The sequence below is a fragment of the Sphingomonas sp. LaA6.9 genome (assembly GCF_022601895.1).
GTDB lineage: Bacteria > Pseudomonadota > Alphaproteobacteria > Sphingomonadales > Sphingomonadaceae > Sphingobium_A.
Map to the genome: position 1 here is coordinate 1 of NZ_JAKVIO010000055.1, position 22,045 is coordinate 22,045.

At 59.9% G+C, this 22,045-nt stretch carries 21 protein-coding genes; 12 read left to right on the forward strand and 9 right to left on the reverse strand.

The window, feature by feature from the left end; genetic code table 11:
- Nucleotides 1-58 precede the first annotated feature (58 nt).
- Nucleotides 59-1,390: an esterase-like activity of phytase family protein gene (locus MKI88_RS19235; RefSeq protein WP_241633173.1), complete on the forward strand. Its 1,332-nt coding sequence runs from the start codon at nucleotides 59-61 to the stop codon at nucleotides 1,388-1,390.
- 327 nt (nucleotides 1,391-1,717) lie between these two features.
- On the opposite strand, the gene MKI88_RS19240 is transcribed toward MKI88_RS19235, so the two are convergent.
- From MKI88_RS19240 to MKI88_RS19255, 4 genes are all read right to left on the reverse strand, one after another.
- Nucleotides 1,718-3,343 (reverse strand): DUF4166 domain-containing protein, encoded by a 1,626-nt coding sequence (locus tag MKI88_RS19240; RefSeq protein WP_241633174.1) that lies wholly within the window; start codon nucleotides 3,341-3,343, stop codon nucleotides 1,718-1,720.
- Nucleotides 3,340-3,753, reverse strand: coding sequence for a thiol-disulfide oxidoreductase DCC family protein (locus MKI88_RS19245; RefSeq protein ID WP_241633175.1), 414 nt, complete (start codon nucleotides 3,751-3,753; stop codon nucleotides 3,340-3,342). Before MKI88_RS19245 ends, MKI88_RS19240 begins: the two co-directional genes overlap by 4 nt.
- Nucleotides 3,750-4,985 (reverse strand): NAD(P)/FAD-dependent oxidoreductase, encoded by a 1,236-nt coding sequence (locus MKI88_RS19250; protein ID WP_241633176.1) that lies wholly within the window; start codon nucleotides 4,983-4,985, stop codon nucleotides 3,750-3,752. The genes MKI88_RS19245 and MKI88_RS19250 overlap by 4 nt, the downstream gene beginning before the upstream one ends.
- A gap of 354 nt (nucleotides 4,986-5,339) precedes the next feature.
- Nucleotides 5,340-5,648, reverse strand: a complete 309-nt coding sequence (locus tag MKI88_RS19255; RefSeq protein WP_348636281.1) for a barstar family protein — start codon at nucleotides 5,646-5,648, stop codon at nucleotides 5,340-5,342.
- A gap of 538 nt (nucleotides 5,649-6,186) precedes the next feature.
- Here MKI88_RS19255 and MKI88_RS19260 point away from each other — a divergent pair.
- Genes MKI88_RS19260 through MKI88_RS21480 form a run of 3 tightly spaced genes read left to right on the forward strand, consistent with a single transcriptional unit; the run spans nucleotide 6,187 to nucleotide 7,839 of the window.
- On the forward strand, nucleotides 6,187-7,263 hold the full coding sequence (locus MKI88_RS19260) for a L,D-transpeptidase (protein WP_407073388.1): 1,077 nt from the start codon (nucleotides 6,187-6,189) through the stop codon (nucleotides 7,261-7,263).
- Nucleotides 7,263-7,562 carry a hypothetical protein gene (locus MKI88_RS21475; protein ID WP_348636283.1) on the forward strand — a complete coding sequence of 100 codons (300 nt, stop codon included), beginning with the start codon at nucleotides 7,263-7,265 and terminating at the stop codon, nucleotides 7,560-7,562. Before MKI88_RS19260 ends, MKI88_RS21475 begins: the two co-directional genes overlap by 1 nt.
- Entirely contained in the window at nucleotides 7,498-7,839 is a 342-nt protein-coding gene (locus MKI88_RS21480) for a M23 family metallopeptidase (RefSeq protein ID WP_348636282.1), read from the forward strand. The genes MKI88_RS21475 and MKI88_RS21480 overlap by 65 nt, the downstream gene beginning before the upstream one ends.
- A 536-nt stretch (nucleotides 7,840-8,375) precedes the next feature.
- Here MKI88_RS21480 and MKI88_RS19270 read toward each other — a convergent pair.
- Entirely contained in the window at nucleotides 8,376-8,909 is a 534-nt protein-coding gene (locus tag MKI88_RS19270; protein WP_241633178.1) for a hypothetical protein, read from the reverse strand.
- A 352-nt stretch (nucleotides 8,910-9,261) separates the two neighbouring features.
- Between MKI88_RS19270 and MKI88_RS19275 the strand changes: the two genes are divergently transcribed.
- Complete coding sequence (locus MKI88_RS19275) at nucleotides 9,262-10,785, forward strand: arylsulfatase (RefSeq protein WP_241633179.1); 1,524 nt, start codon at nucleotides 9,262-9,264, stop codon at nucleotides 10,783-10,785.
- 169 nt (nucleotides 10,786-10,954) lie between these two features.
- On the opposite strand, the gene MKI88_RS19280 is transcribed toward MKI88_RS19275, so the two are convergent.
- Nucleotides 10,955-11,851: a LysR family transcriptional regulator gene (locus tag MKI88_RS19280; RefSeq protein WP_241633180.1), complete on the reverse strand. Its 897-nt coding sequence runs from the start codon at nucleotides 11,849-11,851 to the stop codon at nucleotides 10,955-10,957.
- Between the two features lie 114 nt (nucleotides 11,852-11,965).
- Between MKI88_RS19280 and MKI88_RS19285 the strand changes: the two genes are divergently transcribed.
- From MKI88_RS19285 to MKI88_RS19295, 3 genes are all read left to right on the forward strand, one after another.
- Nucleotides 11,966-13,018 (forward strand): alpha/beta hydrolase, encoded by a 1,053-nt coding sequence (locus MKI88_RS19285; protein ID WP_241633181.1) that lies wholly within the window; start codon nucleotides 11,966-11,968, stop codon nucleotides 13,016-13,018.
- A 222-nt stretch (nucleotides 13,019-13,240) separates the two neighbouring features.
- Nucleotides 13,241-14,221, forward strand: a complete 981-nt coding sequence (locus tag MKI88_RS19290; protein ID WP_241633190.1) for an aldo/keto reductase — start codon at nucleotides 13,241-13,243, stop codon at nucleotides 14,219-14,221.
- A gap of 198 nt (nucleotides 14,222-14,419) precedes the next feature.
- Nucleotides 14,420-14,614 carry a hypothetical protein gene (locus MKI88_RS19295; protein WP_241633182.1) on the forward strand — a complete coding sequence of 65 codons (195 nt, stop codon included), beginning with the start codon at nucleotides 14,420-14,422 and terminating at the stop codon, nucleotides 14,612-14,614.
- A gap of 223 nt (nucleotides 14,615-14,837) precedes the next feature.
- Here MKI88_RS19295 and MKI88_RS19300 read toward each other — a convergent pair whose 3' ends face one another.
- A complete protein-coding gene (locus tag MKI88_RS19300) occupies nucleotides 14,838-16,100 on the reverse strand; it encodes an acetyl-CoA C-acyltransferase (protein WP_241633183.1) in 1,263 nt (420 codons plus the stop codon).
- Nucleotides 16,101-16,222: 122 nt separating this feature from the next.
- On the reverse strand, nucleotides 16,223-17,314 hold the full coding sequence (locus tag MKI88_RS19305) for an NmrA family NAD(P)-binding protein (protein ID WP_241633191.1): 1,092 nt from the start codon (nucleotides 17,312-17,314) through the stop codon (nucleotides 16,223-16,225).
- A 133-nt stretch (nucleotides 17,315-17,447) separates the two neighbouring features.
- Between MKI88_RS19305 and MKI88_RS19310 the strand changes: the two genes are divergently transcribed.
- The 4 genes from MKI88_RS19310 to MKI88_RS19325 all read left to right on the forward strand — a co-directional run bounded on the left by MKI88_RS19310 (nucleotide 17,448) and on the right by MKI88_RS19325 (nucleotide 21,150).
- On the forward strand, nucleotides 17,448-17,987 hold the full coding sequence (locus MKI88_RS19310; protein ID WP_241633184.1) for a helix-turn-helix domain-containing protein: 540 nt from the start codon (nucleotides 17,448-17,450) through the stop codon (nucleotides 17,985-17,987).
- 743 nt (nucleotides 17,988-18,730) lie between these two features.
- Nucleotides 18,731-19,174, forward strand: coding sequence for an SCP2 sterol-binding domain-containing protein (locus MKI88_RS19315; RefSeq protein ID WP_241633185.1), 444 nt, complete (start codon nucleotides 18,731-18,733; stop codon nucleotides 19,172-19,174).
- Between the two features lie 359 nt (nucleotides 19,175-19,533).
- The gene (locus MKI88_RS19320; RefSeq protein WP_241633186.1) at nucleotides 19,534-20,865 is read left to right on the forward strand and encodes a hypothetical protein; all 1,332 of its coding nucleotides are present in this window, start codon (nucleotides 19,534-19,536) and stop codon (nucleotides 20,863-20,865) included.
- Between the two features lie 9 nt (nucleotides 20,866-20,874).
- A complete protein-coding gene (locus MKI88_RS19325; protein ID WP_241633187.1) occupies nucleotides 20,875-21,150 on the forward strand; it encodes a hypothetical protein in 276 nt (91 codons plus the stop codon).
- Nucleotides 21,151-21,313: 163 nt separating this feature from the next.
- On the opposite strand, the gene MKI88_RS19330 is transcribed toward MKI88_RS19325, so the two are convergent.
- Nucleotides 21,314-21,946 (reverse strand): tyrosine-type recombinase/integrase, encoded by a 633-nt coding sequence (locus MKI88_RS19330; RefSeq protein WP_241633188.1) that lies wholly within the window; start codon nucleotides 21,944-21,946, stop codon nucleotides 21,314-21,316.
- Nucleotides 21,947-22,045 lie beyond the last annotated feature (99 nt).

Here is a 22,045-nt window from a genome sequence, read left to right on the forward strand (position 1 = left end):
AGCGTGATCAGCCCGGCCTGGCCGGAGATCGCCGTGACCGTCCCTGCGGACCTACACCATGGCGTGGGACACGATCGTCGATCGAGCGCCGCGGGAGGAATCTGCAATGCTCGCCCGATGGCTTATTGGCATGTATCTCAGCTATACTGTTGCCATGACCACCCCCTACTCTGTCGAACGCCTTGCCTGGAGCGACCCGGTATTGGGCGAAATGGTCTTTCCGGCGGGTGTGATGACGATCAGAAGTGGCTTCGGCTCTGGACTGACGCGTCGGGTGGGAGGCCCCCCCGGCCATCTTTGGGCGATCGGTGACCGGGGACCGAACATGAAGGTCAAGACCGCCGTCAAGCGATATGGTTTGCGAGAGCTGGAGTCGCTGGCGGGGGTGAAGGGCGCCAAGATCATGCCGCGCCCCGACATAGGACCGGCACTTGCCGAATTACGCTTGATGGACGGCAAGGTAGAGATCGTCCGGACCATCCGGCTTGTTGGGGAGGATGGTAGACCGGTTTCGGGCTGGCCAATGCCGTCCAGCGATCACCTGCTCGCAGAGCCCGTGTTCGATATCGCGGGCACACAGCTTTGTCCGGATCCAGAAGGGCTCGATACCGAAGGCGTCGTCGCGTTGGCCGATGGCAGCTTCTGGGTTGGCGACGAGTTCGGTCCGTCGCTTGTGCGCTTGGATGCCCAGGGCACGGTGGTGCTGCGACTTGTGCCCGAAAATATGGAACTCAGCGGCATGAGTTCGGGGCAAGCTGTACTTCCCGCCATCGCTGGGAAACGGCATCTCAACCGCGGCTTTGAGGCGCTGGCTCTATCGACTGACGAAAAATGGCTGTTCCTTGTGTTCCAGAGTCCGCTCGCACATCCCGACGAAGCAATGCACAGGAAGGCGCGCCATGTCAGGATCTGGCAGCTCGACGCCGCAACTGGAGCCGTTGGAGCGCAATATCTTTATCCGCTCGACCCGCCGGAAACATTTCTTCGCGATCGAGCGCGTGGTGCCTTCGATCGCCAGGACATCAAGGTGAGCGAGATAGCATGGCTGGCAGATGAAGCACTGCTCGTGCTTGAGCGTGGTTCCGAAACGACAAAGATATACCGCTGCGCGATTTCTGAGAGCTACGCCCTGGCGCCAGAGCACCTTGATGTCGACACACGTCCGACCATTGAGCAGCTTAGTGCGGGCCCTGACGAGTTCATGTTGCCCACCCTGCACAAGCAATTGCTGATGACCAGCGACGATGCGTCGGAACTTGCCGCCGATCTGGAAGGTATGATCGTTCTATCGCCGACGGAATTGCTGCTCGTCAACGACAATGACTTTGGGGTTGAGGGTGTGGAAACGAGCTTCTGGAAAGTCATCTTCCATGCACCGGTTCTCGTATGACCATCTAAGCCCGCATTCGCCTACGCAGTGGCGCGCCAAACCGGATGAATGGATGGCCGCTTTCACGCGGCGCAAAAGCGCTCCCGAACGTCGTCTGTGGATGGCTCCCGCGTTGCAAGGGCAAAATACGATGGGTTGACGCTTGGTCGGGTGCAGACTTCTGTCCGGCCTATTGATGCAGACCTGAAGAGGACTGCTGGCCCTGATGGTGTCCGCGAACTGGGTCCCACACTGAGATTCAGGCTGTTGCGCCTTGGACGTTCGCTGGGTTGCGGCGTTCGCTTACAGGTGGCCTGGGTCATCAGTGGAGAGGCACTCGAGTTGCAATTATGCAGCCTCCAACCATCCCCGGTAATGGACTATGCGGCCCACAAAGGGCAGTTCGATCGGAACGTCAAAATGGAAACGGCCATCCTGGGCCCATTCGCGTGCGGTTGATCGGGGTGCCATCCATTTCGGCAACGGTATCGCGCCAATCCACCAGCCCTGCATAATCATGGTAAGCCCGTTTTCGTCGCTTGGGAGGTCAAAAGCAAACCGGAAGGGACCGAAGCGTTCTACGAGCCAGGAGCCCTTTTGACTCAGGTGACTTCGAAAACGCCGAGCGCCAAAATCCCTAGTCCAGCTTTCGCAGCCATGGGCTTCCTGGAATCGAACGTGCAATTGATGATCGCCAACGTCGGGGAAGCCCATGACCCGCGCAACAAGCGTCCCCACCCAGTTGCTTGCCCCGGTGACCTGCGCCCTGCCTGTGGCGCCGCCGTCGCCTTGCACGTCATGTATCGATCGCACTTCACGAGGGAGCTCGGCGTAGCGACTGCCCATCACGCGTTCGTATAGCGTGGCTGGCGCGGGCAACTGTCTGGTCTCGTGGCGAATGGCGAGCTCTCCGAAGGCCTGCGAATAATCGACAAGCGCTAAAGCTTCACCGGCATCGCGAGCGCCCACTGGCTCGATCCCGCCCAGAATGCGTGCCACGATCGGCTCAACCGACAATGTCGGGATTTCCGGACCATCGCCGCGATCGGCAATCAGGGTCCATCGCCGCTCAACTTTCCGCCCTCCCGCCTCTCCAAAGAGCCGAACGATCATGGCTGATCGATCGGTCCCCAAGAATTGCACCAGCGACTGCACAGGCTGGAGCCAACGCGCGAGGGGGGTGAGCGTTCTGACAATTCCCGATCGAACCGCCCAGCTCGCGAGCCAGAGCAACCTGTTCTGAAACCCCAGTTCGGTTCCTGCACGAAATGTGACCGCAGAGCAGCCCCGCAATCGCTTGGGCAGCAATTCCAGATCAGGAACGTCCACCATTGCGACTAACCGATCGGATATTGGGTCAGTGCCGGCACACTCGAACCGCACGGATTCCATTTCCTGCCACCCGAAGGCCCGCGTCCAGCGCTGTCCACGCCAGATTTTCATCGGCATGCCGACCTGTCCGAGGATGGCAGCAGCAACCGAGGGGCCGGCGGTTGCTCTGTTGGAGGCGCTGATCGCCATTTCTACTGCACGTATCCGGTCCATTCCGTGCGCCAGATGGCGCACCGCGGCGCCTGACAATGCGGGCACGCTAGATGCCCCTGACAGTAGGACCACCCCCGAAGCCTTCGCGGCCTCATTCAGCGCGCCGATGCCGCAAACGAATTCCCGACCATCGGCAATGTCGAGATAATGCACACCTGCTGCGATACAGGCTTTGGGGACGGCATAGTCCATCGCCTGGAATGGACCCGACGCATCAACCAATATGGCGGGGCGATGCTCATCAAGGACTGCGCCAATGTTGTTGCGATCGACGGCCAGTGGAATGAGCCCTGGAGTGTTGGTACAGAACGCTCGGGCCTTGTCGATAGAGCGACCAGCGACCAACACCTCATGACCCGCGGATGCCAGTCGCCTGGCGATACGACCACCAAAGCCTCCATAGCCGCCGAGAAGCAGGATCAGGCTCACAGGATGCGCAGCGCTTGTTCTGGAGCGGGGATCCAGCAAGATTGTCGCTTTCCAAACAGCTTGTAACGGTGGCGCGCAATCCAGCGGTAGACGGGATCGCGGATCCAGCGTGGCACTATTCGAAACAGCGCCAGGCTGTTCCAGGGCCTCGCCAACCCCGTCCAAATGAAAAGCACCGCATCGCTGTCGCGCAGCACCCGATCTCCGAGAACAACGATCAGTGTTTCGGGATTGGTCGGATCGATACCGAACCGCTGGTACAGGCTGGCACCGACGTCACCTTGCATAGAGGCCAACAGGAAGCGTCCGGCACGGTCGTGCTTGAGAACGAAAGCCGCATTGGCCGAACATAATATGCACATAGCGTCGAAGACGATGATCGGGCGCTCGTGATGCGCGAGTTCTGTCATGTCGCCTCTGCCAATGTCAGGCGGGTCTGAAGGTCCTTGTCGAGCCCAAGCGGCTCAAGTGGATTGGCGATCAGTCCACTGACCATAGCCGCCTGGATGGCCGTTGCAGGCCATAGCTTTGAAAGCGGGCCGACGATCTGATCGCGGATCAAAGGCAGCAGGCGGCTGTCGGACTGATAGACCGGCGTGAACAAGGCGGTGAGCCACTGATAGGTCAGGACATGGCGTCGTCGCAGTTTGATGGCGAGAGCCAAACCGTCAGTGACGCCCTTTGCCTCGGTCAATCCTTTGGCAAGCGCCCAGGCGTCGAGCAGCGCCATGTTCGCGCCCTGGCCAAGTTGCGGGCTCGCCGAGTGCCAGGCATCACCGATATGGATGAGCGCATGTTCCATTGGTTTCCGCAGGGTTCGATGGGCATAGCTGGCAAAGGTCAGTTGGCTGGCATCGGTGATCTGCGACAATAGCGATGCGCAGTCAGGCCACAATGTGGCGACCTCGTGCTTCCAAGGCTCAATCCCCGCGTCTTGCCATGCTTTCAGTCGATCTGCGCGAAGCGACCAGAAGAAGGCAGCTTTGGGGGTTTCTGCTCCCGGTGGCGTTCCAGTTGGAAGGACCCCCACCATCACGCTCGAGCGAAAATAGCGCTGCTCAAGAGTGTGAACATCGAACCCGGCGCCCTGCGGCCAATCGAGTGTCGCCCACAGCGCACCATAGGCGAGCTCCCGCCCCGTTTGCGGGGCAAGCGGTGTTCGCGTGCCCAGAGTGTCGACGATGAGGTCAAAGGGTCGGCTGACCTTCCCATCGGCAAATCGCAGCTGGCGTTGCTCCCCGGCGCGATCGCTGCCCGCGATCAAATGGGCTGTATGGATGGGAATGCTCTCCCGCACGACCGCGTCATGAAGAACGGAAAACAGGCTTGCTCGATGAATGCCGATTCCAAATGGCGCGCGTCGCCGTGACAGCGCCGAATAATGCACGTCGAGAACCACGCGATTGCCAGCCTTGCCGAAGAGGTGGTCGACACGAGACCCCGCGCGCAGGACTTGCTTCAGCAGGTCCAGTTCAGCGAGTACTGCCATCCCGGTTGGCTGGATCATCAGGCCCGATCCGATCGGCCGTGGCGCTTCGAAGCGCTCGAATAATGTCACGCGATGCCCCGCGCGATGCAGCAGCAGCGCCGTCGTCAGTCCACACGGCCCACAGCCTGCTATCGCAACGTCCAGCCCCCGCATCCGGCTGGTCTAGAACAGGATTGCGTCGGATCCAATGCCGAGGAGGGACATCGGGTTTACCAAAATTCATGTCAGAACCTTGTGGCCCGATATCCACCGCCGCCAGGATCGAATCTGAACGGACGGCAGATTTCGGGTGGTGGATGAGGCGGGCTGAACGACCGGAATGGCGAAGGATTTCGTACGCTTATGCCCCCGAAATCCTTCGCCATTCCTGCCGTTAACAGGCACTGACCGCCGTCCCGAAACCGGCCGTTTGTTCATCAGGGGCCCGCCTGCAGCGATCGGCCGTTATCGGGATCCACAGATACAGCGTCTGAAGACCGAAAAGTCGGGGGAAAGCGGACACTCGTTTCAGTCCAGATCAACGCGGGTCTGAGAAGCGTCGCGGGCTATGCTACGGAGGCCGTCTAAGAAGGAGCTTCCATCTTGAAGCCGCAGAGGTGCTAGGTCTCGGCTATTCGTGAAGACCAATCTGGCTTTCCCCGGCCAACCCGGCCCGCAGCCTTCGATGGCATCCCAGAAGGCGTCTAGATTGCGCCCGAAGGCATCTCCCCCTTCCGGCTGGGCAGCGTCTAGGTAGCGTCCCCATAGCTCGCCCGTTGAAGTCACGCCCCGGCAGTCGATGTATATCGTCTTCATCGTTCCACCTCTCGCCGTCATACTTTCACAGGCAACGGAACGTCCCGTCTGGATGGCTCCCGCGTTGCAAGTCTCACCTTGGCTGCCTCTGCCGGCATATCGGGTGTCTCACCATCGACGATTTGCCGCGCCATGAGCAGAGCGCGTTCAAGCCCGCGCGGGATGTCGATGCCGAACTCGGCACCCAAGCATCGCCCTAGCGCCGCACCTGTTAGTTGCGCACCCCATTGGGCATTTCTTCGTCAGCAAACGCTGCAATCGCGGGCATTCGAGGATCGATCCGCAGCCCCAAGAAGAATCCATCAAACAGAAACTACGTGACTGCGGCTCCCATATCCGCCCCGCGAGCACAGCGCCATTGCTGTGAGCGCCATACCCTTCGTTCCGCCCGAAACAATCGGCAAGGCAAGTGTCGAAGCGCAAGACGGTGCAATCCGACGCGCCCTTGCAACAACAGATCGACTGCGGTGCGAAGGCCAACGAATAAAGTCGGCCGTCGCGCAACCGGATCAAACCCCGTTGCCCCAGCGTTGCTTAAGGACAGACACTGGAGGCTCGTTTGCGCGTCATACTTTTGCTGGTGATTGCAACCCTCGTTATCGGTGTGGCCCTGGTCGTGTCGCGTAGCCGGCCTGTGCCGGCCGAGCCGCCGGCGGCAGCGATTGAGAGCGGTCTGTCTCCGCCTGCCCGAGCGACGAGCCAGCCGCAGCTCACGCCCGACGAACCCCGCCCTATCATGCAGGCGCAGGTCGTTCTCGAACGAATTGGCTTCAGTAGCGGGGTAATCGATGGCAAGGAAGGTAAGTCATTCGCAGCGGCGTTGCAGGGATTTCAGCAATCCCGAGACCTTGAGCCCAGCGGCAAGCTCGATGCGGCGACAAAAGCCGCCCTCTCACCCTGGAACAACATCGCACCTACTCGCATGGTGACAATTCCGGCCGCTTTCGCTCAAGGGCCATTTACGCCTTCGATTCCAGCCAAACTCGAGGAGCAATCAAAGCTTCCGGCGCTTGGCTATCGCACCGTCATGGAAAAACTCGGTGAGCGTTTCCACACCAATGCAGCAACGCTGATCGAGCTCAACTCCCCCGAAACGCTCGTCGGCGCAGGACGGACGATCCGCGTCCCCAATATCGGGAACGACGCAGTCGACCCGGCCAAGGTCTCCGATGTTGCGTGGCGCACGACCTTGGCCAACCTTGGCGTTGGTGCGACACAGCCCAAGGCCGAGAGGCTCGAAGTGGATAAATCGGAAGGCGTGCTCAAGGTGTTCGATGAAGACGATCGACTGATCGCGCAATTTCCGGCCACGATGGGAAGCAAGCACGATCCGCTGCCCATTGGCGAATGGACCATCAAGGGAACGTCCTTCAATCCGCCATTCCATTATGACCCCGAGCTATTCTGGGACGCGTCGGCCAGCGACGACAGGGCAGTGCTGCCACCCGGTCCCAATGGGCCGGTGGGGGTTGTCTGGATCGACCTCTCGAAGAAGCATTACGGCATTCACGGCACCCCCGAACCAGAGAAAATCGGCCGGTCGGAAAGCCACGGCTGCATCCGGCTGACGAACTGGGACGCAGCACGGCTAGCCCTCATGATAAGGCCTGGCGCGACCGCGCACCTCGTCGAGTGATGCGCGCGGGCACTACCTTCGCGGTGGTGGTGACGGCAGTGATTTCCGTGACTGCCACCAGTCTCTTCTGGAACTCTGTGGCGTTACGCAACGTCGCCACCCCAGCACCACCGCCAACACCTGCGGAAGTGACCGACGGTGGGCCGGAACTGAATTTGCCGGTTGTCGGGATCCAGCGCGCGCAGCTCGTCGATACCTTTGCACAGCGCCGAGCCGAGGGGGTGCGAAGCCATGATGCGATCGACATCATGGCGCCCGCAGGCACCGGCGTCATCGCGGCAGCGGCGGGGTGCGGTTGAAAAGCTGTTCGTGAGCGAGGCCGGTGGCAATACAATCTATGTCAGGAGCCATGACGGCGCGCGGATCTACTATTACGCGCATCTCCAAAAATATGCGCCAGGTCTCCACGAGGGTATGAAGGTGACACGTGGACAATCGCTCGGGGCCGTCGGCTCGACGGGAAATGCCGATTCGTCCGCGCCGCATCTCCATTTTGCCTTGCACCGAATGAACCCCGGCGAGCGGTGGTATGAAGGAACCCCGGTCAATCCTTATGCCCTGCTAGCGGGCCCTTAGTTGGTCGCCACCTTTCATCCGGCCATCCGCCAATCGGTCAGTTGCGCAGGCGAAGGTCAGCTCGCGCCGACATTTCCGCCGTTCAACTGCGCAGGCGTCCTTCCCAATTCCGGCCATTGGTCCAACAGCGGCCCGCCCGTCCCGATAGGCGGGCAAAGATCCGTGGTGGATGCTGATGAGCTAGCCGCAGGTGATATGTATCAATGATTGCGTTAGGCCCCGCGACTAACTGAGCGAAGTTCCCGTTTGGGACTGGTCCGGTCTCCCCTTTGACCGGCCCGGTAGAGATGGAGGGTTTACGCACAATCCCCCCCCCCCCCGTTGCGTTGCCCTCCATCTCTCTTTGCGACCGGCAGTCAAACCGGTTCGGATCTTTCGAGACGACGGATAGTCCGGTCCCGCCGACAAACCGGTCGTAGGAGGGGGCTTTTCCTGCTCCTGGTTCCTGCCGATGGTTAAGATTGGAAACGATGTCGGGTTTCGGGGCGCGTCCTGAGGTGGTCGAGCGTCGGCACTGTCGGGGAAAGGGGGCATCCTCAACGGACGATTGTCACTTCGTCCTGTTCCAAGGACGCCAGCGCTTCCTGCCAAGGCACGCCCTTAGTCACCTCACGACGCGAGGCGCTGAAGGCTTCCGTGTCAATGGCTCCCGAGTAGAACCTGACAAATAGTCCCGCATAAGGGAGCTTCAATTCGTCTCGGAGGTCATGGAGGGCGGCGATCCAAAGTTCGAGACTGTCCGAGCCTCCACCGCCAGGCTTCGCATCGGCCTTGCGGCGGTCCTCGATAGCTCGGGCGATTTTGGCACCCGACCACCCCTTGCGCCTCATGCGGGCCGCTTCCTTGGCAAGCTTTTCCTCAAATGCCTCCGGTGTGTCGTGGCGAGGCGCAAGAACGGTGCCGCAGTCACAATGCCCGCGAGTGGTTAGATATTGGCGCTCGCTGTCGCGCAAAACCTTGCGGATCGACGGATTGTCTATCGGGTCCGCTGCTCGACCATGGCGCTCCATCACCGCGCGGACGGCGGCAACGTCATCGGTGGGCGCAATCAATGTAACGAAGTGACACATCGGGCCAGCTTGGCGTGTCTGCCTAATGACCGCAATGTCGTCGGGTCCCGAGAGGCAGCTCAAAGGACGAAAATGTGGAGAGCCGCCGTTGACCCTTTCAGGAGACAGGCGGAACCGCCGGGGGCCGAAGCCGCCGACATAGCGGGCGTTCCGCGACTGATCGGGGGTGCCCGGAAGCAGCCGTTCGTTGTGCTCGAACAGACCAGGAACGAGCAGAGCGCAACGTGTTACTGCGTGCTTGGCGGTAGCTGTCTTGGTTCTGAGGGTCTTACTGATTAATCAGGACAAACCCTGATTCAGGTGCACCCCCTACGTGACTATCCTGCGACGATACCATGGATCGGAGTCGGTCATGCCGAACGGTAAGCCAAACATTCTTGTCGTCTGGGGCGATGATATCGGCCTGTGGAACCTGTCGGCATATAGCCGCGGCGCGATGGGCTATCGAACGCCCAATATTGATCGCATCGCCCGGGAAGGTGCGATTTTCACCGACCACTATGCTCAACCAAGTTGCACTGCGGGTCGCGCCGCGTTCATCACGGGACAATTGCCGATCCGCACTGGCCTCACCACGATCGGCATCCCCGGCAGCCCACTTGGTCTGCGGCCGGAGGATCCAACACTTGCCGAAGTGCTGAAACCGCTCGGATACGCCACCGGTCAGTTCGGGAAGAACCACCTCGGTGACCGCAATGAACATTTGCCGACGGCGCATGGTTTCGACGAATTCTTCGGCAATCTTTATCACCTCAATGCCGAGGAGGAGACGCAGGACGTCGATTATCCCGCCGAGGGGGATTGGGCCGCCAGGCTTGGACCTCGCGGGGTGCTGCACAGCTGGGCGACCGCGGACGATGACGACACGATCGATCCCCGTTTCGGCCGGGTTGGCAAGCAACGGATCGAGGACACCGGGCCCTTAACGCCCAAGAGGATGGAGACGGTCGATGATGAGTTCATCGGCGCCGCATTCACCTTCATGGAAGCGGCGAAGCGCGACGAGAAGCCGTTTTTCGTGTGGCTGAACACGACGCGCATGCACGTGTTCACGCATGTGCCGGCGGAATATCTCGAAAAGGCAAAGCAATTTACCAGCGGCTTCGACGTTCACGGTGCCGGCATGCTGCAACATGACGAACAGATCGGTGGCGTCCTGCAATGGCTCGACGATAACGGTCTCGCCGACGACACCATCCTCATATACTCAACCGACAACGGCCCGGAGCATTCCACCTTCCCGCATGGCTCTACCTCGCCCTACCGGAGCGAGAAGATGACAACATGGGAAGGCGGCATTCGCGTTCCGATGATGGTCCGCTGGCCGGGACATATTCCCCCCGGACGAGAACTCAATGGAATCCATTGCGGTGAGGATGTGTTCGCGACGCTCGCGGCGGCCGCTGGCGCGGGAGATATCAAGGGCCGCCTGGCCAATGGCGGCAAGCTTGGCAGCGGCAGCATTGCCTACAAATGCCATATCGATGGGCTCGACCAGCTCGACTATTGGACGGGCGCCACCGATCAATCGGCGCGGGATATCTTTTTCTATTATGCCGAATCGCACCTCCAGGCGATGCGCTGGAACCAGTGGAAGCTGCATTTTGCGACGCGCAACGGGTACTACGGGACGACGACCGAGCTCGAAATTCCTTGGCTTTTCAACATCCGCCAGGATCCGTTCGAGACCTATGATCAGGCGCCCGGCCCGCGCGCGGATGTCAGCCAACGCAAATCGGGACTGATGAATATCATGCTCAGCAAGATCCACGAGCATCTGGCGACATTCGAGGCCTATCCCCCACGTCAGGCGGCAACGACGCTCAAGATTGACGACATGATCGAGAAGATGACGCGGGTCGGTGGCGGCCAGTGACCGCAATCAGCGGCGAACCGCGCGCGGGCTTAAGTCGCCGACAAACCGGTCGCAGGAGGGGGCTTTTCCTGCTCCTGATTCCTGCCGATGGTTAAGATTGGAAACGATGTCGGGTTTCGGGGCGCGTCCTGAGGTGGTCGAGCGTCGGCACTGTCGGGGAAAGCAGACATTAGCCCGCCTGGTAACGGAGGGCCTCAACGAGCAGAGAAAACGCCGGAGTGTGCTGCCTTCGACTGGGATAGTATAGATGGTAGCCGGGACCGGGAGGGCACCAGTCTTGAAGCACCCTTTCCAAGCGGCCGTCGGCAATGTGATAGGCCACGTAATCTTCTGGAAGATTGGCGAGCCCCATACCATCGACCGCCGCCTGCCGCAGCATGGAAATGTCGTTGAAGGCAATCCGCCCATCGACCCGGACTTTCGGCTGGCGCCCGGCTTTTTTGAACTCCCAGATGTAGTGACCGCGCGTGGGCGATAAGCGAAGGTTTATACATTGGTGGCGAACCAAGTCTTGTGGCACTTTCGGGCAGCCAGATTTTTCGAGATAACGAGGCGAGCCAACGATCGCCGGCCGGAAGTCCGGCGCAATGCGAACAGCGATCATGTCTTTATCGACATGCTCGCCAAGTCGAACGCCGGCATCAAATCCTTCAGCCGCTAGATCCGCCAGCTCGTAGTCAGAAACAATCTCAACTTTCACGTCGGGATAGGTTTGCAAGAACTGAGTTAGGACAGGCCACAAGACTGTTTCGGTGGCGTGTTCGACCGAGGTGATGCGTATCAAGCCAGACGGTTTGTCTCGAAGTTCACTGAGCGCCGCGATGCTCGCGTCCAGCTCGCCGAGGGCCGGCGCAAGCGTTTGCAGTAGTCGCTCACCGGCTTCGGTCGGCGCTACGCTGCGAGTAGTCCGGGTCAGCAAGCGCAGGCCAAGCCGTTCCTCTAATCGCCGCACGATCTGGCTAAGCGCGGATTGCGACATTCCCAACTTCGCCGCCGCCTGAGTGAAACTGCGAGCCTCGGCCACGGCCAGGAAGGCTGTCAGGTCGGCCATCTCGTCGCGTTTCATTCATTACACCAGCTAATGGGTCCATTCAGATTTAAGCGTCTAATCGTCGAATGAGCGAGTGTCTATCTAGGTCTGGACGGTGGGAAATCCTGCCCTCTTCAAGAAAGAGATGACATGACCAAGAACTCGTCGGGCGCACTTCGCCGCCTTCTCCTCAGCAGCTCTCTCGCGGCCTCGGCAATGCTAATGTCCAGTGCCGCCTCGGCGGCCTTGCCCGTGACGCCGACCAGTGTCGGGGCCACCACGCAGATCAATGGCGTCACCGTTGAGAACGTCGCGTTTAACAACAACGGCATCACCATGTCGGGCAACGTCTACCGGCCCCGCCGCTTCGACGCACAGCGTAAATACCCCGCGATCGTGGTGGTGCACCCAGGCGGAGGCGTGAAAGAGCAGACCGCTGGCCTCTATGCTCTGAAGATGGCTGAGCAGGGCTTCGTTACGCTCGCTTTCGACGCCGCCCATCAAGGCGCCAGTGGCGGTCTGCCGCGTTTCATCGACGACCCCATGAAGCGCGTCGTCGATTTCTACAGCGCGGTCGATTATCTGAGCACGCTGTCCTTCGTCGATACCGCGCGACTGGGAGCGCTCGGCGTTCGCGCCGGCAGCGGAGTCACGGTGAAGGCATCGATGACTGACCGGCGCATCAAAGCGCTCGCAATCGTCAGTGGTATCGATTCCGGTGCAGCAGCTCGCAAGGGCTGGGATGGAACAACTCCGGTTGCGACCATGCTCGACACCTTGGCAAAGGTTGGCGCCCAGCGCTCCGCCGAAGCCGCTGGCGCAGCGCCAGTCTACGTCAATTATGTCCCCGCCCTCGGTGACACCAGCGCGCCGCGCGATCTTCAGGAAGCCGCTGATTATTATCTGACTGAGCGAGGCCGCTATCCGACCTCGACCAATCAGATGTTGATGACGAGCGTCAGCACGGGAATGTCCTTCACGGGTTTTGAGGGTGCCGATACCTTCATCACCCAGCCGCTTCTGATGATCGCCGGCAGTGAAGCGGGATCTCTTTGGCACAGCAAAGAGCTGCACGCGAAAGCCGCGTCACGCGACAAGGAACTCGTCATCATTCCCGGTGCCACGCACATGGACCTCTACGACGGTCCCGGGGCGGACACCGCGGCCAGTAAGTTGGCGCCGTTCTTCAAGAGCAGGCTCTGACCTTCAGACGAGGCGAGTTGGCTTGCAAAGATCGCCTTCTGGCCGAGGCACATTCCGAGAAACGAGAATCATATGAAAAAGGCTTCAACACTTGATCCGGCGGGCATCGACCGTCGCCACTTTCTCGGCAATGCGGCGCTTCTCGGCTCGCTCATTCCCCTCGCACCATCGTGGGCGGCGGTCCCTACTTCCAGCGCCGCTCCAAAAACAGGAACTTATACTATGAAGACCCGTAAACTCGGCCGCATGGAGGTGTCTGAACTTGGCGCCGGCTGCATGAGCATCAGTTCAAATTACGGCCCCGCCGCTCCGGGCAACGTGGGGATAAATCTAATCCGCGCCGCTCACGAGCGCGGAGTGAACTTCTTCGACACGGCCGAAGTGTATGGTCCCTATACAAACGAACTTCTTTTGGGTGAGGCAGTGTTGCCGATCCGGAACGAAGTGATGATCGCCACAAAGTTTGGATTCGATGTCGAGGGTTCAGGTGCACCGCTAAGTTCGCCAGCTCGCATCCGGGCCGTGGCTGAGAACTCGCTGCGGCGCTTACGCACTGACCGTATCGACTTGTTCTATCAGCACCGCGTCGATCCCAATGTACCGATCGAGGACGTTGCTGGAACAGTTGGGGACCTGATCCGTGAGGGCAAAGTTCTTCATTTCGGCTTATCCGAAGCGAACGCGACCACAATCCGTCGTGCGCACGCCGTTCAGCCAGTGACCGCTATTCAAACGGAATATTCCTTCGTCGAGCGCGCGCCGGAACGGAACGGTGTCCTGGATGTGTGCGAGGAACTCGGCATTGGCTTCGTCCCTTGGGGGCCTGTCGGAATGGGGTTCTTGACTGGGTCAATGACGCCTAGCACCCGCTTTGATCCGGCTACTGACTTACGTCACAAGTTCCCGCGGTTCTCTCCTGAGAACATCCGCGCGAACTTTCCTATTTTGGAAATCGTCCGTCGCAAGGCAGTGGAGAAGGGCGCGACGACGACTCAGGTTGCCTTGGCATGGCTCCTGGCTCAACGGCCATTTATCGTTCCAATTCCCGGAACGCGGAACAAGGATCACCTAGCCGAGAACCATGGCGCTCTTAATGTTGATCTGACGGCAGAAGACCTTCGCCAGATGGCCGCCGAGTTCGCCCCTTTGACGGTTCACGGCGCGAGCATGGACGCGGACAATATGGCGGTTGTGCAGCGCTGAGCGAATGTCCGCTTTGTCGTCGGGTCCCGAGAGGCAGCTCAAAGGACAAAAATGTGGAAAGCCGCCGTCGGCCCTTTCAGGAGACAGGCGGAACCGCCGGGGCCGAAGCCGCTGACAACTCGGTCATTCGAGACAGGGTTTTGGATTCCCGAAAGCGGCCGTACGTTCAAGTAGACCGCATCGGCATGGGACTGTCTGATGGTCTTCACCAAGCGTCAGCGGGAGCGCGTGATGCGGCGCGAGATCACCTGCAGCGTCCGCATCTGGCAAAAGCCTCATGTGAGGGTCGGCGGTCGCTATTCCTTGGGGCCGGGAGCGATCTGTGTGACTTCTATCCGCGAGATTTGCTTTGAAGACATCACTCCGAAATTGGCGCGGGCGCTCAGGGTTTGAGGGCGTCGTGGACCTATTGAAGGTAGCAAAGCATGGTTCTGGCGAGAATATTATCTCGTAGAGTTCGCGTATCAGGAGTGAGGACATAGGCGAGGCGACAATCCGCCGCGCGTTATGCCGCGAGCTTCATACGACATCGAATTCTTCGCCCATGGCCCCTTCCAGTTGATCGGCTTGGACGCGATGATGCACTCCGAAAACAATATCGGCCGACCCCATCGGTTCAGGGGCGCCGCAGGAGGGCAACCGTTCCGTGGCCGCCATCCGCGCACACGCTGACCACGGCGAACGATCCCGAGGGCATTGCCCACAACTCCTTCACGGCCTGGCTGAGATCCCGCGCCCCCGTTGCGGCAAAGGGATGGCCGATCGCAACCGAGCCGCCATTGGGGTTGACGCGATCCCAGGGGAACTGTCCGAAGTCGAAATCGACACCGGCCCGATCCCGGGTCCAGCCCGGTTTTTCCAGCGCGGCGACGTTCGTCAGCACCTGAGCCGCAAAGGCCTCGTGGATCTCCCACAACGCGACGTCGGCATATTTGAGCCCATGTCGCGCAAGCAGCCTCGGTATCGCGAAGCTCGGCGCCATCAACAGGCCATCGACGGCATGATCGACGGCTGCGATTTCGTAATCGACGAGCTCGGCATGCGGGGTGCCATCCGCCAGTTTCGAAAGCCCGGCCTCTGTAGCGACCCAGCACGCGGCTGCCCCATCGGTGATCGGGGAACTGTTGCCCGCAGTGATCGTGCCCTTGCCCGACTTATCGAAAGCCGGGGCGAGAGATGCGAGCTTTTCCGCCGATGTGTCGGCGCGTGGATTGGCGTCACGACCGATCTCGGGAAGCGTGATCACCAGATCGTCGAAAAAGCCGTTCTGCCATCCGGCCACGGCGCGCTGGTGGCTCTTGAGCGCCCAATCGTCTTGCGCCTTCCGGCTGATGCCCCAGTCCTGTGCCGTCTCCTCCATATGATCGCCCATGGTCCGGCCAGTGATCCGATTGGCCCAGCCCTTGACGGGGAGGACAAGATCGTCGGGCTTCAATCCCTGCAATGCTGCAAGCGCTTCGACCGGATTCTCGCGGAACAGCTTCACAATTCGTTTCGAAGCGTCGAGCTTCAGTCCGATCGGGGGATTGCTCATCACTTCCGCGCCGCCGACCAGCGCGAGATCGGCACTGCCTCCAAGCATCCCCGCCGCCGCGAACGCGGCCACCATGCTGGTCGAACAGGCAAGGACCGCGGAAAAGGCGGGCACCGTCGGGTCGAGCCCTGCGTCGATCCACACCTCGCGCCCGATGTTGCTCCAGCCAAGGCTCGGTATCACTGTGCCCCAGACAAATAGATCGGGGCGTGCGCGCTCGGCCATTGCCTTTGCAAGTGGCACCGAGAGGCTGATCGCATCGTGATCGGCTAGCGCGCCGCCGCCGCGGCCAAAGGGAGTGCGCAAGCCCGAGGCGATGAAGATCTTTTGAACGAAGCGTTGCATGACTATTTCTCCAAATGCTGACACCGCTGCCGATCGGTGCGTGGGTGCGGGTCAGGCTGGCTCCTCGCGGGCACGATGAGCCTCAACGCCGTTCTATCGGAACGGCCGGTGCTGAACTGCGATCATAATTTGCCGCGCCTCTGGTCTTCCCCAATCTTCAGGATCGAGTGATTCCTGAGGTTCTCGGGCTGGACCTTCTCCCAAAGCCCATCCCGGCCAGCCTCGCGCTCCAGCTGATCAGCCCTCCTCAACCACTGCTCCACAGTCCTGATCCTGTTGGGATGGATCTCGTCGAGCAGGGCATAATCGCGCTTGATGATGTTATGCTTCCACTGGTTCCAGAAGCCGGTGAAATTGTCCCGAAAGCTCATCGTGCTCTTGTCGTTGGGGTCTGCGTTATATCCCGCTGGCAGATCGGCAGCCGCCTTCAACGGGCCATTGAAGTAGGTGCCGAGATCCGTATCGATATATTGGGCTGGATGCCCCGTCACCCGCTCGAACGCCGCGGCGAGATCGGCATATTTGATGTGCTCGATCGCCACCTCGAGATCCATGCCGTTTGCGCGTCCCGGGTTGTCGAACAGCCACCGAACATAATAGCCGCAGTCCTCGAGCGCGACGTGCACGACCGCCCCGTCTCCAAGAGGGACTCTCCAGGTCACGATGCCGTCCTCGACGGTTGGTGTCATGGGTGTCCTCGACGAGAACGCCATCTCCATATACGGGCCCGTGGTGAAGAGCGCCGCCCCCATCCGGTCCCGGTTTGCCCGGTTCTGGGAAAGGATCCATTCGCCGATGCGGCCCTTCCCGTCATAGTGACCGGTACGGAAGCTGGAATCATATCCCGCCTTCTTCAGCGTATAATCCAGATTGCCGTAGACGAAGAAGCTGATCCCTTCCTCGAGGGCAATCTCGTAGGCGCGGATCGCCCAGTACATTTCGGTTTTCTCGCCGGCATTGAAGCCGTCGATGTTGATAAAAGCTCCATCGCACGCGCGGAAACCCTCCCGCAGCCTAGCTTCGTCCGCGAACGTACCTTCGAGGATCGTTACATTGCCTAGGTCGACGAGCGACCTGGCGCGGGCCGAGTTGGCATCGCGACTGAGGGCGAGCACGGAATATTTGCCGTCGCCGACGAGGCCGCGGACGACGGGCAGGCCCTGTGCGCCGGTCGCCCCGATGACGAAAATTTTCGAAACATTCTGCGATGACACGGTCGTTGACTCCGTTGATGAATATTCGCGATGCCGGCGGGTACCGGAATGCGCCGCGATGCACCGGACTTGGCTAGTGGCTCCAGACACATTACCTAACTCTTATTATCAGAGTTACAAGGGTGGACAATTCATGCGATCGAAAAGTTTCGAAGGAATGGTGTGCCCCATTGCCGGCGCGCTCTCGGTGATCGGCGATCGCTGGGCGCTTCTGATCCTGCGCGATCTCTTTGCGGGCATTCGGCGTTATGACGACTTCCGTCGATCCTCCGGCGTGACCAACGCAACGCTCAGTGATCGGCTGAAACACCTCGAGGCAGCGGGCCTCATCGAGCGGCGGCTCTATCAGACAGCCCCCGACCGACACGAATATGTGCTGACCTTGAAGGGGCAGGACGTTGCTGTCCTGATGCCCGTGCTCACCGAACTCGGCGATCGATGGGGTGTCTCGGGAGCCTCCGAGCCGCCGCTCTTATATGAGAACCGCAACACGGGCGCCGCCGTGCGATCGAGCTTCGTCGATCAGGAGACGGGTGAGCCGGTAAGCGTGCGCGACTTGCGGGTGAGCGCAGGGCCCGGCGCGGACGATGCCGTCCGGTGGCGGCTGTCTCACAGCCGGCGTCACGATGCCGCGGCTGTCTCTTTGGACTGCAATCCGCCGGCCGTGGCATAGCCGGCGCCGCGCGTCTGACGACCCAATTTGCGTTGAAGTAGCCGCCTTGGTGGAGGCACCTACATGCAAACATAGCCAGAGAACTGCCTGTGAAGCGGATGGCCGCTCTCGCCGACAAATCGGTCGTTCGCGAGGGAGTGTGCAACTCGCGAAAGCGGCCATTGGTTCAGGTTAAGATTGGCCATTCCGGTGCAAGAGCTTCGTGCGTCGCTTTGTGGTGAGCCAGCGACATTAGCGGGGCGATGCCAGAAAGGACGATAAGCCACCGATTTGCGTCTATCCGGCCAACCGACACGACCTCATTGGGATTGTTAACATCCAGAATTTGCCTCGGTGCCTCGTCGATCAGCCCCACGGTTGCAACGAGACTGCATACGCCGCAATAGTCATTAGATCGCGGTCAAGCGTTGATGAATCACAATGAATATTTGCCCGCGATTCCCAATCTTCTCTCCGTTGCCGCTCGTGAGACTGTTCACGCGCGCGAGCGGCAATGATCACACGCCTCCAGCGGAAGGAAATTGATCGCATGTCGCAGGGTAAGATCTTCGTCGTATATGACGACTTCGGAGTGATCCGCGCGACGGCCGTGTCGGCACACCCGAACGCGAAGGTGGCGACCAGAACTGTCAGCGAGTCCATGAGATCGAGCACCCGGGACTGGGTGGGGACGAACTGATGCGCCACCTTATCGACCTGCACCACATGCACAGGTGGCGGACCGGATACAGATGGAGGTCGGTATGAAATCAAGTCCCGACAAGAAGCGCAAATCCTCAACTTCCACGACCGTTGCGTCGTCGCGTGCGAAGAAATCAGCCAGTTCTGGGAACTCCCACACCGGCGAGTTTGCGGCGTTGGAAAAACTTGCCCATTCGGCTCTCAAAAAGCTGCATGCGGATAAAGTCCTGCGTACCGGATCGATCGTGTTTCGAGCGGGAGAAGGTACGACGGAGGGCTTCGCCATCAAGGCAACCGACCAGCGCTTGTCGGTCGAGCGTTCGCTCGGACGCGAGCCCGCCCTGGTCGAGATCATCGGCGATCCGAAGCGGATCGCGGCAGCCCTTTCCGGGCGCCGCGATGCGCGCCAGCTGTTCTTTCTCGGCGGAATCCGAGTGCGGGGTGATATGCACTATCTGGGCGAGCTCGGATTGCGGCTTGGAATTCTGAAAACTCCCATTCTCTAGGAGGCGGGTCATGGCGGCAACTACAGGCCTGGTCCAATATCTGCTTGTTCAACCCGGGGGGACATACGCCTGCGTCTACGTCGGGCCGTCTCCTGCATTTGTCGAAGCGTTTTTCGTGATGCATGAAGCGACAGATACGGCCCACTCTGATGCCTTTAAGGCTAGTATGATTGATGGATTGGCACAGGCGCTCGCATCGAGACGGGAGGTCACCGTCAATCATGGTGACATCGATTCCCGGATCGATTCCCTAGAGCTGAGATAATGGGCGAGGAGAACTAGCGATGGCAGAGTCTCGCGGTCGCATCCTCAGGATCAATTGGCAGGCGAACATATTGTGCGTGCATGTGGGTCGCTCGATGACGAACACCGAACTGTTAACGCTCCAGTTCTTGCCTGAGGACCTCTCGAGCGTGACGCAGTATAAGCGGCTTGTTGCAAAGCTGCTCGCGACCGCGCTCGCAAACAGCCTGGAGGTCGCAATTACCCATGCGGACAGCGATCCGCGCATCGATGGAGTGCTGTTTATCCACGGGAACATTTCTCCCATCGGTCCAGCGATCCGGAATGATCTGTACGCGATCTCAGGCAGCAATATTCCGGCAAGCGCCATGGTCGTGTTCGAGAGCGATACGACCATCGTCGTCGTCGCACCCGACGTCGTGCGTCCGCACTGGCTTTTGCTGGAACAGCTCCCAATGTCGGTGCCGACAGGTCGTTGCGAGGTATTCCTGAGTGCTCCGGGATGGATGTCCGACAGGGTCCCTATCACGGTTATGGAAGGGCCGCCGGCCATCGCGCGTACGCTTTATAGCGGACGCCCCAGTACAACCCCGTATACGATTGTCTTTGTCGCAAGCCCCGCCAGCGAAACCACGGCCGGGGCGATAGTAACTGATGGAATTTTGACCAATCGAGCCGGCTTTCAGGATGTCGTTCGCCACTGCCTCGACAATATGTTCAACGAGAATGAAGATGTACTCAGGATCGATGGATTTGAGCGTCAGGTCCGCTTGGTCAGCATATTCGACACGCTCCAGCCTGGCTCCATCGCGGCCAACACTCTGATAAGACAGGTAGCACCTGACATGACCGAGGCACTGAGGGATCGCATGAACGATTTTGTGCGGCGCTACTGGGAGGACCCGGACATCGTCTTCTGCGTAACTGATTCTGCCGTGTATACGAGGGCAACGGCCTGGCCATCGACCGATGACAATGGCCGCGCAAGCACAGCATTCGCATATGATGGCGTTGCGCGCGCCCACGGACATTTTACCGATATCCCCGGTGCCGCTGCGCTAAGTACGAACATGGACATGACCGGACTGACGGCGATCCATGAATTCCTTCATGCGGCATCGGACTTCAACAATGGCTGGATCGACGACCTTTACGTGGACGATCAGCGCACGGTCTTTTGCGTCAACAAGAAGTTTCGCACTACCGCGGGAAGTACAATCCCTGCCAATTTCGGGACTTACGAGGGCGTCCAGTACGCCTCAGACACGGCGCGCGACGGACTAGGCTATCCCGCAACGTGGCGGCATTATCAAGCTGCACCGCGCAATGCGGCTGTGCCCAATTTAATGGACGACTTTTGGCAGCCCACGACGTCGACTAACTGTCTGCTTGACGGTCTGACCTATGAATGGCTGCGAGATCGCTTGAATGCCAAGATAATGAGATAGGAACCGGAGATGGAACCTTTATCCCCCAAAGCGCGCGAACAACTCAAGCGTGCAAATCCCGGTCTGACCGATGATGACATTGAGCGGTATCAATCGCTTACGAGCCGGCGATTCACGCTCGATCCGCAGAGAGCAGCTGACGAGATTCGCCGCATTGATCTCGAGCGCGAGGAACTGCTGAGGTCCAAAATGCCTGACTTTGCAAATATCGTGAATGCAGTCCGTCAAGCGTCACGGAGCAAGTCGGTGCGCAAGAAACAGCCTCCGCGGGTGACCTTCCGGTAGGAGCTTGCTGAAGGTTTCATTTAGCCGCTACTGGGGCGGCCTTTCCCACGTCGGTATCCGCCGACTAAGCCGTCATTCGATGGGTACGATCCGGAGCCTGATAGCTGCCGTTGGTTCACCTGCATGAGCCGGCTCCGCGGCAATGCGAGGAGCCGGCAAACACTCAGACTTCGGTACGCTCCGACAGGGTCAACGCATCGTCGATGTCCACCCCCAGATAACGAACCGTGTTCTCGATATTGGTATGACCGAGCAGGATCTGTACCGCTCGCAAATTTCCAGTCGCTTTGTAGATGAGCGAGGCCTTGGTGCGTCGCATCGAGTGGGTGCCGTACTCCCGCTTGTCCAGGCCGACGGCAGATACCCACTCATCCACTAAACGTGCATATTGCCGGGTGCTCAGATGGCCGAGATAATCGATCCGACTTGGGAAGACGAAGTCGCGGATGGTGCCGCCGCGTCGCTCAAGCCATGCCGTAAGACTCCTGCTTGCCTCGGACATGATTTCGAATTGCACCGGCCTGCCGGTCTTCTGTTGGATTACGGTCGCGCGATTGCGAAGGGTTCCGCCACTGACAATGTCACCGATCCGGATTTTGACAATGTCGCAACCACGCAGCTTGCTATCGATGGCGAGATCAAACAGAGCCCGGTCCCGCACCCGTTTGTGCTCATCGAGAAAGAAGCGGATGGCCCAGATATCACGCGGTTTCAACGGTCGCTTGGGCCCGACATTTTGACCTGCGTTCCAGGGGCGCCGTTCGTGCACGGCGGGGTCAAGATCTGAATGTCCCATGGTCCGTCTCCGACGGCCGGAATGGCCCCTTCCAGGATACCGGACTTGAAAATTGCGCGCCGAATGTTATAACAGGCGTATGAACGCGCGCCTCAAGAT